This is a genomic window from Bacillus cereus group sp. BfR-BA-01522, from assembly GCF_022662635.1.
Classification (GTDB): domain Bacteria; phylum Bacillota; class Bacilli; order Bacillales; family Bacillaceae_G; genus Bacillus_A; species Bacillus_A cytotoxicus.
In genome coordinates this window covers 161,435-175,860 of sequence record NZ_JAKUDY010000008.1, presented here as the reverse complement: position 1 = coordinate 175,860, position 14,426 = coordinate 161,435, and the positions used below count along the sequence as shown (strand labels likewise).

Sequence of the window (14,426 nt, the reverse complement as noted above, 5' to 3'; positions counted from 1 at the left end):
GGAACCCCTCCGCTGTTAGTCTGTTCAACATATAATCTTACTTAACAGATGAAACCCTAATTTTTTGTATCTTCCAATTCTGTATACCATAAAAAATAACGTCTGTGAAGGAGAGTGGAGAGATCAGGAGTTTTCCTGGTCTCTCTTATTTTGGTTAGTCAAAGAAACTAGCTAAATATAAGGTGATCCAAATCATAGAAGGATAGGAGAGTAAGCTGAAAATTAGTATAAGGACTAGTTTCTTTTTTGGAACTTGTATTAAAGAAAATAAGTAGAGGGAAAATAGTACAATGATAAATGCTGATATCACTCCAGGGTTGTATGCGCGATACATGAAAAATAAAATCATATGTTGAACAGCGTTAAAGAAAATAGCACCTTGTATGAAAATAATCCAGTAAATAGAAGAGATAATATGAAGTTGATAGAGAATGATAAAGAGCAGAACAATGGTTGTTAATATACAAATTGCTATTAGAAATTGATGCGTATTTATGAAGTTGATAGAGAATTGATTAGCGAGATATTGAGGCATACTAATAGATTCTTCAAGATTATGAATGAAAAATAATAAGGGAATAATCCAAATTATCATATTGGTAGATACATGTTTCGCTTTAGGTGTTTTAATCAAATCGATCATCTCCGAGTAAAGGAATAGAAAGCCCTTAAGGAGAGGGCTTCCCATATTGTTATTCGATAGTAATACTTTAATAGGTAAAGCTATACTGAGCCTCGTTAATCATCATTTTTCAGGATTTACAACAATGTGAATTTATCCCGCTATTTTAGGGCAGTAAGACTCCCATCTCAAGATTCAGAGAGAAGCAAGGAAGATAGGTGGGAGTAGGGCTGCCCGTAACAGCCCGATTGGTGAGGGCTCAGAATCAGTGGGAGATGAAGAAAAACCCCACTGATTAAAGTTTCACTTTATTATATCACGATTGGAAAAAGTTCTCGTATTTCTTCTAGTTGCTTGAGTGTGTTTGTTAATTCATCCATGATATCATCTGTAGGAAGAGGGATACCGAGTAAAGGTTGTGCCACAGGACGGGCAACTTTTAATACTTTTCTGTTAATAGAAAAGAGTTTTTCCATCCACCATCCGAGCATGTCAAGAAAACTTAACATAGCAAGTGTTTCACTCGTTGGTGCACAGTCAATAACGATAACACCATATATTTTTTTGATTAATTCGAAAATAAGTTGTGAAGTGAGAAAATTTTATGATAGATTAATAAAGAGAAAAAATTACATAAAAATCCATGATGATAAATATATTTATCTATAATGGATATGCAGCTATAAGGGGGAGAACAATGAGAAGGAGAAATACGCAAGCGTTCACGTTTTTAGCATGGACTTCGTTTGTTTGTGCGCTTTCAGGTATGTTGATTGGTATTTATACACTAGATGAAACGCTTAGTGTAAAAGGATACTATTTAATAGGTACATTGTTTTTAACAATGTCATGTTTTGTACTTCAAAAAACAATTCGTGATAATGAAGAAGATAACGAAAGATTTCCGAAAAATAAACCATTAGATAAAGAGTGATTTACGAGAAGGGCAAAAGCCTTTCTTTTTTTATGTAAAAGTGCTATAAGTGCCATGTGTTGACTTGCTTGAAGTACTGAAAATTTGGTATCATCAATAGTATTGTAGATTGCACGATATATTATGGAGGTGGCCTAGCCGTGTCAAGAATTTCCGTTGAGAATGTAAAGCATGTAGCGCATTTAGCGCGTCTTGCCATTACAGATCAAGAAGCAGAAAAGTTTCAAAAACAACTCGATGCAATTGTTACTTTTGCAGAACAGTTAAATGAATTGGATACAACAAATGTCAAACCAACAACTCACGTATTAACGATGAGAAATGTTATGCGTGAAGATGTACCAGAACAAGGTTTACCAGTAGAAGAAGTATTAAAAAATGCACCGGATCACAAAGAGAATCAAATCCGTGTTCCAGCAGTATTAGAATAGGGGGGGAATTTCGATGTCATTATTTGATCATTCTGTATCAGAGTTACATAAGAAATTAAACAACAAAGAAATTTCCGTTACGGATTTAGTAGAAGAGTCTTACAAACGTATTGCGGATGTTGAAGATAACGTAAAAGCGTTTCTTACATTAAATGAAGAAAACGCACGTGCGAAAGCGAAAGAATTAGATGCAAAAATTGGTGCTGAAGATAATGGTCTATTATTCGGTATGCCAATCGGTGTTAAAGATAACATTGTAACAAAAGGTCTTCGTACAACTTGTGCAAGCAAAATGTTAGCAAACTTTGATCCAATTTATGATGCGACAGTTGTGCAGAAGTTAAACGAAGCTGACACAATTACAATCGGTAAATTAAATATGGACGAGTTTGCAATGGGTTCTTCCAATGAAAACTCTGGTTTTTATGCTACGAAAAATCCATGGAATTTAGAATATGTTCCAGGTGGCTCTAGCGGTGGTTCTGCAGCAGCAGTTGCAGCAGGAGAAGTATTATTCTCTCTAGGTTCTGATACCGGCGGTTCCATCCGTCAGCCAGCTGCATATTGCGGTGTTGTAGGTTTAAAACCAACTTATGGACGTGTATCTCGTTATGGTTTAGTCGCATTTGCATCTTCACTTGATCAAATCGGACCAATTACACGTACTGTAGAAGACAATGCGTACTTATTACAAGCTATTTCAGGTGTTGACCGTATGGATGCAACTTCTGCAAATATTGAAGTAGGTAACTATTTAGCTGGTTTAACAGGCGATGTAAAAGGTTTACGTATTGCTGTACCAAAAGAATATTTAGGAGAAGGTGTTGGTGAAGAAGCTCGTGAGTCCGTACTAGCTGCTTTAAAAGTGTTAGAAGGTATGGGCGCAACTTGGGAAGAAGTATCCCTTCCGCACTCTAAATACGCGCTAGCAACGTACTACTTAATTTCTTCTTCTGAAGCGTCTTCTAATCTGTCACGCTTTGATGGCGTACGCTACGGTGTTCGTTCTGATAATGTGAATAACTTAATGGATCTTTACAAAAATACGCGTAGTGAAGGGTTCGGAGACGAAGTAAAACGTCGTATTATGCTCGGTACATTTGCACTTAGCTCTGGTTACTATGATGCATATTACAAAAAAGCACAACAAGTACGTACATTAATTAAAAATGACTTTGAAAATGTATTTGCAAATTACGATGTGATTATTGGACCAACAACGCCAACTCCAGCGTTTAAAGTAGGCGAAAAAATTGATGATCCAATGACAATGTATGCAAATGACATTTTAACAATCCCAGTAAACTTAGCAGGTGTTCCAGCGATTTCTGTTCCATGTGGATTCGGCGCTAATAATATGCCGCTTGGTTTGCAAATCATTGGTAAACATTTCGATGAAGCGACAATTTACCGCGTTGCACATGCATTTGAGCAAGCAACAGACTATCATACAAAAAAAGCAAGTCTGTAAGGAGGCGAGCATAGATGAATTTTGAAACAATTATTGGTTTAGAGGTTCACGTTGAGTTAAAAACAAATTCGAAAATTTTCTCTGCGAGTCCAACAGAATTCGGAGCGGATCCAAATACACAAACAAGTGTAATTGATTTAGGATACCCAGGGGTACTTCCAACTTTAAACAAAGAGGCAGTAAACTTTGCAATGAAAGCTGCAATGGCTTTAAACTGTGAAATCGCAACAGAAACGAAGTTTGACCGCAAGAACTATTTCTATCCAGATAATCCGAAAGCATACCAAATCTCTCAATTTGATAAACCAATTGGGCAAAATGGTTGGATTGAAATCGAAGTAGGTGGTCAAAAGAAACGAATCGGTATTACTCGTCTTCATTTAGAAGAAGATGCAGGTAAATCAACACATACAGGTGAAGGTTACTCATTAGTAGACTACAATCGTCAAGGCCTTCCGTTAATTGAGATCGTATCTGAGCCAGATATGCGTACGCCAGAAGAAGCATATGCATACTTAGAAAAATTAAAATCAATCATTCAATACACTGGTGTATCTGATTGTAAGATGGAAGAAGGTTCTCTTCGCTGTGATGCAAACATTTCTCTTCGTCCAGTAGGGCAAGAGAAGTTTGGTACAAAAGCAGAACTAAAAAACTTAAACTCTTTCACTTATGTTCAAAAAGGTCTTGAGTTTGAACAAGCTCGTCAAGAAAAAGAATTACTATCCGGTGGTATTATTCAACAAGAAACACGTCGTTATGATGAAGCTACAAAGAAAACAATCTTAATGCGTGTAAAAGAAGGATCTGACGATTATCGTTACTTCCCAGAACCGGATTTAGTTGAACTTTATATTGATGAGGAATGGAAAGAACAAGTTCGTGCTTCCATTCCTGAACTTCCAGATGCTCGTAAAGCACGTTATGTTGCAGAACTTGGTCTGCCAGCTTACGATGCACACGTATTAACATTAACAAAAGAAATGTCTGATTTCTTTGAGGAAACAGTTGCAGGCGGTGCAGATGCGAAGTTAGCATCAAACTGGCTAATGGGTGAAGTGCTTGCATATTTAAACAAACAACAAAAAGAATTAAAAGATGTAGCTTTAACACCTGCTGGGCTATCTAAAATGATTCAATTAATCGAGAAAGGTACGATTTCTTCTAAAATTGCGAAGAAAGTATTTAACGAGTTAATTGAAAAAGGTGGAGACCCAGAAGAAATCGTGAAAGCAAAAGGTCTTGTTCAAATTTCTGATGAAGGTACACTTCGTAAGATTGTAACAGAAATCCTTGATAATAATGCACAATCTATTGAAGACTTTAAAAACGGTAAAGACCGTGCAATTGGTTTCTTAGTTGGTCAAATTATGAAAGCGACAAAAGGACAAGCAAACCCACCGCTTGTGAATAAAATCTTACTAGAAGAAATAAATAAGCGATAAAAAGAAAAGCATAGGCGGTTCGATTAGAAGAAGGAGGCGTTGGAGCCTTCGAAAGAGAAGTGTTTTTTGCTTCACTACAGGAGGAGAAACGCCTGATCCTTCTAGCTGCAAGAACTAGTCCGTAATGAAAGATCAAGGAAAAAAACACCCGCATGTGGGTGTTTTTTTCTGTAAAATGTGGGAAAATGTTTGTATAGCAACTATGGTATGATAGTTGCAAAAAGGTGGGAATAATGATACATCTAGACATATAAAGTTTTTTATCTTATGAAAAATAGATCATTAAGATTCCCATGTTTTCCATAAAACAAACAGTAATAGCGATGAAGAATGGTAGGATTTGCGAATGCATAGCGATATGAATCCTGGTTCTTACTTGTCCTTTTAAATTGGGATAAAAGAAGGATATGGAGATGAGAGGAGGCAGGCATAGGAAGGCTGGAGAAAAGTTGGATATATTCTTTTTTCTGAATTGATGAATGAGAAAATTCCTGTGCTAATACATGATGAAACGAGCAAGAATAATTTATAATCCTACTTCTGGTCGTGAGTTATTTAAAAAGCATTTACCAGAAGTATTACAGAAATTAGAACAAGCTGGATATGAAACATCTTGTCACGCGACAACAGGGCCTGGAGACGCAACAATTGCGGCAAGGCAAGCGGCAAAGCGTAAATTTGATGTAGTCATTGCAGCAGGCGGTGATGGGACTTTAAATGAAGTGGTAAATGGTTTAGTAGAGCAAGAACATCGTCCGAAGTTTGGAATTATTCCAGTTGGAACAACGAATGATTTTGCACGTGCTATTGGTGTCCCACGTTCTATTGAAGAAGCGGCAGATATTATCTGTGAAGGGAAAACGGTCCCGTTAGATCTTGGTAGAGCAAACGATACATATTTTATTAATATTGCTGGAGGCGGACGTATTACAGAGTTAACGTATGAAGTGCCGAGCAAATTAAAAACAGTGCTAGGACAATTAGCATATTACTTAAAAGGAATTGAAATGTTACCGTCATTACATCCAACGTATGTTGAGATTGAGTATGATGGAAAGTTGCTGCAAGAAGAAATTACGATGTTTTTAATTACAAATACACGTTCAGTAGGTGGATTTGAAAAGGTAGCACCATATGCTTCTATTAATGATGGGTTATTTGACTTGTTAGTACTGAAAAAAGGATCAATAGCGGATTTAATTAAAGCGGCAACTCAAGCGCAGCGCGGTGAGCATATTAACAATCCAAAAGTATTATATACGCAAGCAAATCGTATTAAGGTGCATTCGCCTGATAAGTTAATGATCAACTTAGATGGTGAATACGGTGGAGATGCACCGATGGAGTTTGAAAACATCTATCATTGCTTAGAACTATTTGTTCCTGAGCAGAAAGAGGACGCCTTATAATGGCATCCTCTTTTTTAATAGCTTATTATTGCTTTGTATCATACATATAGGCGCGTGTCCATGGAATATCATCATTAATCCCTTTAGTAAATACGAATTGGTGTAAGTCGATATTGCCAGTATAGAATGAAGCTGCGCAAGCATTTAAATAGAGGCGCCACATCCGGATGAAGCGTTCATCTTTCGTTTTGCGAATTTCATCAAGTGCATTTTCGAAATTTTTGGCCCAGTGTTCCAATGTTTTACCGTAGTGTCTTCGTAAACTTTCCACATCCACGAGGAACATTTTTTGATTCGTGATGTTTGTAATTAATTCACTAACAGATGGAACGTATCCGCCAGGGAAGATATATTTTTCAATCCATCCATTTGTAGCTCCATCTGTTGGAGAAGTAATACAATGTAGTACAGAAACACCACCGTCTGCTAATAGACGATTTACTGTATGAAAATATTCAGTAATACGATCTTTTCCCACATGTTCAATCATACCAACACTTACAATTTTGTCGAACTTGCGATTTGTAATGTCACGATAATCAAGTAAGGCAACTTCCACTAAATCAGTAAGGCCTTCTTGCTTAATTTTTTCAGTAGTTTTTGCGTATTGTTCTTCACTTAATGTTACGCCCATTGCCTTCACGCCATATTGTTTCGCGGCTGCTGTAATCAGTTCTCCCCATCCGCATCCGATATCTAACAAAGTATCTCCTTTACGCAGATTTAATTTTTTTAGAATGTGATTTACTTTATTATGTTGAGCTGTTGTTAAGGGGTCATCAGGATGCTGAAAATAAGCACAAGAATACGTCATTGTGTCATCAAGCCATAATTTATAAAAGTCGTTTCCAATATCATAGTGATGAGTAATGTCTTCTTTGTTTTTCTTCTTTGAAAAATTCCATTTACTTGTGAAGTATTGCAACTTACTATTTCCTAAAAAGCTTTCTTGGCTCTTGTAAATGGACTCAATCGCTTTTTCAAGATCACCCTTTAATTCAATATCTCCATTCATATAAGCTTCGCCGAATGCAATCGATGGGTCGTTGGCAAGTTCTTTTTTGGAAAGGGGTTTATGGAATGTAATTTGAAATAGAGGTTCTCCTTCACCATATTGAACTGTTTTTCCATCCCAAAGTGTCACTTCAATAGGGTCTGAAAAGAGATTTTCTAATATTTTTCGATAAAACATTTCTTCAACCATATAAACATCTCCTATAATAATATAAAAATTGTAGGAAACTATCATGATAGTTAATAAAGTTAAATAATTAGCTCATTACGATGAAAGTAATTCTACGCCTTTCCAAAATGATAGTCAAATGATTCGATTTAGATTGTAAATTGGAAGTTTGTTTGTTTTTTATGGCATCTTTACAATATATTCATTTTTTATCCATATTTCCTTGTTACAATGGGAGAGAGAAGAAGAGAAAGGTGGGGGGTTATGGAGAAGATCAAAGCAATATTATTTGATAAAGATGGTACATTAATGGATTTTCATTCCGTTTGGGTAAAAGTGGCCGAAGAACTTGTCGCTGAGCTTATAAAGGTATATGATTTACCACAATCTTTACAACAAACGCTTTTAAGTGAAATAGGTGTAGAAGAAAATTTTGTTCATCCTGAGAGTGCCTTAGCAGCTGGAACAAGTCGTGATGTAGCAAAAGTATTTTGTGAATATATTTCATCAGAAAAAGAAGAGAATATGTCTCAGTGGGTGAGTCAGCAATTATTTACTCTTATGTATGAACACCGCTCTCATATGAAAATGACCGCGAATATTCCGGAAATTTTGCAAGCGTTGAAAGATAGAGAATTTATTTTAGGTGTTGTAACAGCTGATGATTTAGCGCCAACAGAATTATTCTTGAAGCAATATCAATTGGAATCTTTCTTTGATTGTATAATTACTTCTGACACTTTCCCAGCACAAAAACCAGATAAAAAAATTATAGAATTCATTTGCGAAAGATTTCATCTCATACCGTCAGAAATTGCTGTTATTGGAGATACCCCAACAGATTTACATTTAGCGAAAAATAGCGGGGATTGTTATGCGATTGGTGTGCTATCTGGGACTGGGGATTATCAAACTTTAGCACCGCTTGCCGATCTTATATTAGATTCGGTAGGAGATCTAATTTCAAGTTCTGGTACACTTCTTTTTGAACAAGTAAAGCCTAATAGGTAAATAAAATAAGTCTATACTGACTTGAAATAAGTCGTTATAGACTTATTTTTTATGTTGAAATATAAAGAAAAAGGGAAGAATGCTAGGATCATAAGTTGGCATACATTTTGCAATGGATATAAGAAAAAACATTGTATAGAAAAGGATGGGAAAAACGATGAGTATAAAAAAATATGCAAAAGTAAATGAGCAAATTCCAGGGCCAAAAGCAGCTTCTTTATTAGAACGTCGTCAAAATATTATACCAAGAGGTGTGAGTAATGGGATTTCAACGTTTGTACAATCAGCAGATGGAGCACTTGTAACAGATGTCGATGGAAATCAATTCATTGATTTTGCAGGTGCGATTGGAACGATTAATGTAGGGCATTGTCATCCAGCAGTAACAGAAGCGCTTCATAAACAAGTAGATCAATATATTCATACTGGCTTTAATGTTATGATGTATGAACCGTATATTGAGCTAGCAGAGAAATTAGCTAGATTAGCACCAGGAAATTTTGATAAGCAAGTATTATTTTTAAATAGCGGTGCGGAAGCAGTTGAAAATGCAGTGAAGATTGCTCGTAAATATACGAGAAGATCTGGTATCATTGCATTTTCAAAAGGATTTCATGGTCGCACATTAATGACAATGACGATGACAAGTAAAGTGAAACCGTATAAATTTGGCTTTGGACCATTTGCCCCTGAAGTATATAAAGCGCCGTTTCCATATGAGTATCGCCGTCCAGAAGGGTTAACAGATGAGCAATATGATAACTTTATGATTGAAGAATTGAAGAACTTCTTCCTATCAGAAGTAGCTCCAGAAAGCATAGCTGCTGTTGTAATGGAACCTGTTCAAGGTGAGGGTGGTTTTATCGTTCCAAGTAAAAAGTTTGTTCAAGAAGTACGTCGTCTTTGCTCGGAATATGACATTTTATTTGTAGCTGATGAAATTCAAACAGGATTTAGCCGGACAGGAAAATATTTTGCAATTGATCATTACGATGTTGTACCAGATTTAATTACGGTTTCTAAGTCACTAGGGGCTGGAGTACCAATTAGTGGAGTTATTGGTCGTAAGGAGATAATGAATGAGGCAGCACCAGGCGAGCTTGGAGGAACGTACGCGGGAAGTCCACTTGGCTGCGTAGCCGCATTAGCTGTTTTAGATATTATTGAGAAAGAAAAGTTAAATGATCGAGCTATGCATATTGGGAAAATTGTGATGGAACGATTTGAAGAGATGAAGAAGAAATATCATTGTATTGGTCATGTTCGTGGATTAGGGGCAATGTGTGCATTTGAGCTTGTGAAAGATCGCAGTACGAAAGAGCCTGATAAAGCTTTAACTGCAAACTTATGTGCTGAAGCGAATAAACGTGGCTTGCTTTTATTATCAGCGGGAACTTATGGAAATGTCATTCGTGTTCTTATGCCGCTCATTATTACAGATGAGCAATTGGAAGAAGGGCTTACAATTATTGAAGAATCTTTACAATCTTGTTATACACAAGCAAATATGGCTCGGGTATAAAGGGTAGATGTACCGATAACACAGTTGCAATTATTCTAGTTTACCGCCTTAAAAATACAGAAAATTCCCTTAAATTAAGTTTTAGATTTATAATAGAATATAAGAGGTAAATAATTGGAGTAAGGGATTGACTTTGAGGAGTGGCTAGAATGGTTGCAGAAAAGGAAAGAGCATATATGGATTTAAAAGATGTATTTGAATATGCGTTTGACGAAATCTTTGTTACGGATGAGAAAGGGATTGTTGTACGTGTAAATAGTACATGTGAAAGGCACTATCAATTGTCCGCGAAAGAATTGATTGGGAAACATGTGAAAGATTTGCAAAAGGAAGGGATTTTCTATCCATCTGCAACATTAGAAGTCATTGAGAAGAAGAAACCAATTGAACTTGTTCAGACAACAAAATCAGGTGAGTATTTACATGTTCGTACAAGACCGGTGTTTGATGCAAAGGGAAATTTACGTAGAGTCATCAGTTATTCTCGTGATCTCACTGAACTTTATCAATTACGAAAAAAAGTAGAGGAGATGGATCATCAATTAAAGACATATAAAAGGGAATTACGAGAAACATATGAGCACGAAGGACTTATTTTTAAAAGTGTAGCTATGCAGAAAATAGTCGAAACAATCAAAAAAATATCCATGGTAGATAGTACAGTCCTCATTTTGGGTGAGACCGGTGTAGGAAAGAGTAGATTAGTACGTCATTTACATGAAATTAGCCATCGAAAAAATGAAGTGTTTTATGAAATGAACTGTGCGGCATTGCCAACAAATCTTATTGAATCAGAGCTATTTGGATATGCTGGAGGGTCTTTTACGGGCGCCAATCGTGAAGGGAAGAAAGGAATATTAGAACTCGCACATAAAGGAACGCTTTTTTTAGATGAAATAGGAGAAATACCGCTAGAAATGCAAGCGAAATTATTACAAGTGCTACAGGAAAAAACATTCCGCCCGGTAGGGGGTAGAGAATTAAAAAAGGTGGATGTTCGTATTGTAGCAGCTACGAATAGAAATTTAGCAGAAATGGTGAAACAAGGGACTTTTCGAAAAGACTTGTTTTACCGTCTAAATGTCATACCGATTCAAATTCCGCCCCTTCGTGAAAGAACAGAGGATATTTTGCCATTAGTTTATCATTATTTACAGCACTTTAATGAAAAGTATGGACGAGATGTGAAATTAGCCCCTAGTACATTACAAATGTTTGTAGGATATCCTTGGGAAGGGAATAATCGTGAAATTGAGAATGTAATTGAGCGGCTTGTTATTACTGCTGATGATATTGTTACGATAGAAGATTTACCAGTATCTATGCAAGAAGTAACGATTGAACAATCTGGTCAAAGTCTCTACCAAATGTTGGAGGAAGTAGAGCGGAATATTATTTTAAAAGCATATAAAACATATGGATCAAGCTATAAAGTAGCAGAGTTTTTGAAAATAAGTCAATCGGCAGCTACTCGGAAAATTAAAAAGTTAATAGGAGGGGATTTCATAGTTGGGAGAGAAGAAACTTAAAAAGGTGTTATCACGTTTTGATGTTCTTTTCCTTGCGATCGGTGCAATGCTTGGATGGGGCTGGGTTGTTCTCTCGGGGGATTGGGTTACATCTGCTGGTTCAATGGGGGCTGTAATTGCCTTTATTATTGGAGGGTTACTTGTTATTTTCGTTGGATTAACATACGCTGAACTTGCTTCCGCGATGCCGGAAACAGGCGGTGGCTTATTGTATGTACGTAAGGCATTTGGAAAGAAGGCGGCTTTTGTTGCATCATGGGCAATCATACTAGGATATGTATCTGTCGTTACCTTTGAAGCTGTTGCATTACCGACAGTGGTAGATTATGTATTACCTCATTATCAAAGCATTTATTTATGGACGATTGCTGGTTGGGATGTATACTTGACATGGGCGATGATTGGAATGGGTGGTGCCCTGTTTATTACAATTATCAATTATTTTGGTGTGAAGACAGCAGCTGTGTTTCAAAGTATATTTACTCTCTTTATTGTAGCAACAGGAATTATGCTTGTTTTTGGCGCTGGTTTCAACGGCGATACAAAAAATTTAGAACCGTTTTTTATAGATGGTATAGGCGGAGTTATGACCGTTCTTATTATGGTTCCGTTTTTATTTGTTGGATTCGATGTAATCCCTCAAGTTGCTGAAGAAGTAAATCTTCCATTTAAAGAGATTGGGAAACTTTTAATTTTTTCTGTCATTTGTGCTGTGATTTTCTATCTTTTTATAGCATTAGGTGTATCAATGGCGTTAAATCAGAAAGCGCTTCTTCAAACAAAATTAGCAACAGCAGATGCTATGGGAGCAGTGTTCGGTTCTAAAGTATTTGCGAATATCTTAATTTTTGGTGGCTTAGCTGGTATCATTACAAGTTGGAATGCTTTCATCATTGGAGGCAGCCGTGTATTATACGCAATGTCGAAAGAAGGAATGATACCGGCATGGTTTGGAAAAGTGCATCCAAAATATAACACCCCTTCTCATTCTATCATCTTTTTAGGGATGCTATCCTTTTTTGCACCATTACTAGGAAGACCGGCGCTTGTTTGGATTGTAGATGCAGGTGGACTTGGCATTGTTGTTTCTTACTTATTAGTCAGTCTATCCTTTTTCATATTACGCAAAAGAGCACCGAAGATGAAGCGACCATTTCAAGTAAAGAATGGAAGAGTAGTTGGAAGTATTGCAATTATATTAAGTATTGGCTTTATTGTATTATATATGCCAGGCATGCCAGCGGCGCTAATTTGGCCATATGAATGGTTAATGGTACTAGGTTGGGTAACTTTGGGAGGTTATTTCTTTATTAGAATGCTTCTCGGTAAGTATAAAAGAAACACTTTCAAACAGGAAAGTATAGAGGAGGAAGAGAATTTTGGATAAGAAAGCGACATATGTAAATTTAGATCAAAAAGCAATGTATATAAATGGTGAATGGATTCAATTAGAGGAACAAATTAAAATTCATAATCCAGCAACACAAGAGATATTTGCCACGGTTCCAAAAGGTGGAGTGACAGAGGCGAAGCAAGCCGTTGATGCTGCGCATGAAGCTTTTAAATCTTGGTCAAAATTAACAGCGGCTGAGCGTGCGGAGAAATTAAGAAAATGGTTTACGCTTATTGATGAAAATAAAGAAGAAATTGCTGCTATTATGACGAGAGAACAAGGAAAGCCATTTCTTGAGGCACTTGGAGAAGTAAATTATGCAAATAGCTTTGTAGAGTGGTATGCAGAAGAAGGAAAACGTGTATACGGTGAAATGATTCCAGCTTCTCATCCGAATAAACGTATTTTAGTAACGAAACAACCTGTTGGGGTTATTGCAGCTATTACACCATGGAACTTCCCAGCGGCAATGATTACAAGAAAAGTAGCACCAGCACTTGCAGCAGGCTGTACAGCAGTTGTAAAACCTGCTAGCCAAACCCCGTTAACAGCGCTGAAATTAGCGGAATTAGCACATGAAGCTAATATTCCAAAAGGTGTTTTAAACATTGTAACAGGTAGTGCCAAAGCGATTGCAGATGCTTGGATGGAAGATGGCCGCGTAAGAAAAGTTTCCTTTACAGGATCAACGGAAATTGGAAAAGAATTAATGTCTAGCGCTGCGAAAACGATGAAGAAAGTGTCACTTGAACTAGGAGGGCACGCTCCATTTATCGTGATGAATGATGCGGATTTAGATAAAGCTGTCGAAGCTGTAATTGGGTCGAAATTCCGTAATGCTGGGCAAACATGTATCTGTACAAACCGCGTTTTTGTACAGGAAGCGGTATATGAAGAATTTGTAGCGAAATTCAAAAAAGCAGTTGCACAGTTAAAAGTTGGAGATGGCTTTGGTGAAGGGACAACTGTAGGACCGCTTATCGATGCAAATGCAGTAGAAAAAGTACAAGAGCACATTGAAGATGCAGTGAAAAAAGGCGGCGAAATTTTATATGGAGGCCAAACGGTTACAGAATTAAATGGTCACTTTATTGAACCAACTGTTATTGGCGGTGCAAATGATACGATGCTATGCATGACAGAAGAGACATTTGGTCCAGTAGCGCCAGTTGCGAAGTTTAAAACGGTAGAAGAAGTGATTGAGCGTGCGAATAATACGCCATATGGTTTAGCGGCATATATATTTACAAAAGATATGAGTCAAGCATTCCAAATTAGTGAAGCATTAGAATATGGAATTATCGGTTTAAATGATGGCCTTCCATCTGTTGCACAAGCGCCGTTTGGTGGATTTAAAGAAAGCGGGATCGGTCGTGAAGGCGGTCACTTTGGAATTGAAGAGTATTTAGAAATTAAATATATTTCATTAGGATTATAATGCTAACAATCTTGTTTAGGAGAAGATAAAAATATATA

Annotated in this window: 12 protein-coding genes and 1 pseudogene; 10 read left to right on the top strand and 3 right to left on the bottom strand. The window is 36.8% G+C overall.

The features are described 5' to 3' along the window. Positions 1 to 154: 154 nt before the first annotated feature. A complete protein-coding gene (locus MR059_RS13760) occupies positions 155 to 634 on the bottom strand; it encodes an HXXEE domain-containing protein (protein WP_011983416.1) in 480 nt (159 codons plus the stop codon). A gap of 317 nt (positions 635 to 951) precedes the next feature. Continuing rightward, positions 952 to 1,179 (bottom strand): annotated as a pseudogene (locus MR059_RS13755) (ArsA-related P-loop ATPase); the annotation flags it as partial. A gap of 140 nt (positions 1,180 to 1,319) precedes the next feature. On the opposite strand from MR059_RS13755, the gene MR059_RS13750 reads away from it, so the two are divergent. The 5 genes from MR059_RS13750 to MR059_RS13730 all read left to right on the top strand — a co-directional run bounded on the left by MR059_RS13750 (position 1,320) and on the right by MR059_RS13730 (position 6,312). Beyond that, entirely contained in the window at positions 1,320 to 1,556 is a 237-nt protein-coding gene (locus MR059_RS13750) for a YiaA/YiaB family inner membrane protein (RefSeq protein WP_001254393.1), read from the top strand. A 140-nt stretch (positions 1,557 to 1,696) separates the two neighbouring features. Beyond that, positions 1,697 to 1,987, top strand: a complete 291-nt coding sequence (gene gatC, locus MR059_RS13745; RefSeq protein WP_011983418.1) for an Asp-tRNA(Asn)/Glu-tRNA(Gln) amidotransferase subunit GatC — start codon at positions 1,697 to 1,699, stop codon at positions 1,985 to 1,987. Between the two features lie 13 nt (positions 1,988 to 2,000). Next, a complete protein-coding gene (gene gatA / locus MR059_RS13740; RefSeq protein WP_011983419.1) occupies positions 2,001 to 3,458 on the top strand; it encodes an Asp-tRNA(Asn)/Glu-tRNA(Gln) amidotransferase subunit GatA in 1,458 nt (485 codons plus the stop codon). Between the two features lie 14 nt (positions 3,459 to 3,472). After that, entirely contained in the window at positions 3,473 to 4,903 is a 1,431-nt protein-coding gene (gatB, locus tag MR059_RS13735; RefSeq protein WP_011983420.1) for an Asp-tRNA(Asn)/Glu-tRNA(Gln) amidotransferase subunit GatB, read from the top strand. Between the two features lie 503 nt (positions 4,904 to 5,406). After that, a complete protein-coding gene (locus tag MR059_RS13730; RefSeq protein ID WP_011983421.1) occupies positions 5,407 to 6,312 on the top strand; it encodes a diacylglycerol kinase in 906 nt (301 codons plus the stop codon). 25 nt (positions 6,313 to 6,337) lie between these two features. Here the strand turns inward: MR059_RS13730 and MR059_RS13725 are convergent, their stop codons facing one another. Further along, complete coding sequence (locus MR059_RS13725) at positions 6,338 to 7,516, bottom strand: SAM-dependent methyltransferase (RefSeq protein WP_011983422.1); 1,179 nt, start codon at positions 7,514 to 7,516, stop codon at positions 6,338 to 6,340. A gap of 243 nt (positions 7,517 to 7,759) precedes the next feature. Here MR059_RS13725 and MR059_RS13720 point away from each other — a divergent pair, with 243 nt between their 5' ends. The 5 genes from MR059_RS13720 to MR059_RS13700 all read left to right on the top strand — a co-directional run bounded on the left by MR059_RS13720 (position 7,760) and on the right by MR059_RS13700 (position 14,388). Further along, positions 7,760 to 8,506 (top strand): HAD family hydrolase, encoded by a 747-nt coding sequence (locus MR059_RS13720; protein ID WP_011983423.1) that lies wholly within the window; start codon positions 7,760 to 7,762, stop codon positions 8,504 to 8,506. Between the two features lie 157 nt (positions 8,507 to 8,663). Then, positions 8,664 to 10,028, top strand: coding sequence for a 4-aminobutyrate--2-oxoglutarate transaminase (gene gabT / locus MR059_RS13715; RefSeq protein ID WP_011983424.1), 1,365 nt, complete (start codon positions 8,664 to 8,666; stop codon positions 10,026 to 10,028). A 149-nt stretch (positions 10,029 to 10,177) separates the two neighbouring features. Beyond that, positions 10,178 to 11,557, top strand: coding sequence for a sigma-54 interaction domain-containing protein (locus MR059_RS13710; protein ID WP_011983425.1), 1,380 nt, complete (start codon positions 10,178 to 10,180; stop codon positions 11,555 to 11,557). Beyond that, positions 11,538 to 12,944, top strand: a complete 1,407-nt coding sequence (locus MR059_RS13705; protein WP_011983426.1) for an APC family permease — start codon at positions 11,538 to 11,540, stop codon at positions 12,942 to 12,944. The genes MR059_RS13710 and MR059_RS13705 overlap by 20 nt, the downstream gene beginning before the upstream one ends. Continuing rightward, positions 12,937 to 14,388, top strand: a complete 1,452-nt coding sequence (locus MR059_RS13700) for an NAD-dependent succinate-semialdehyde dehydrogenase (RefSeq protein ID WP_011983427.1) — start codon at positions 12,937 to 12,939, stop codon at positions 14,386 to 14,388. The genes MR059_RS13705 and MR059_RS13700 overlap by 8 nt, the downstream gene beginning before the upstream one ends. Positions 14,389 to 14,426: the final 38 nt, after the last annotated feature.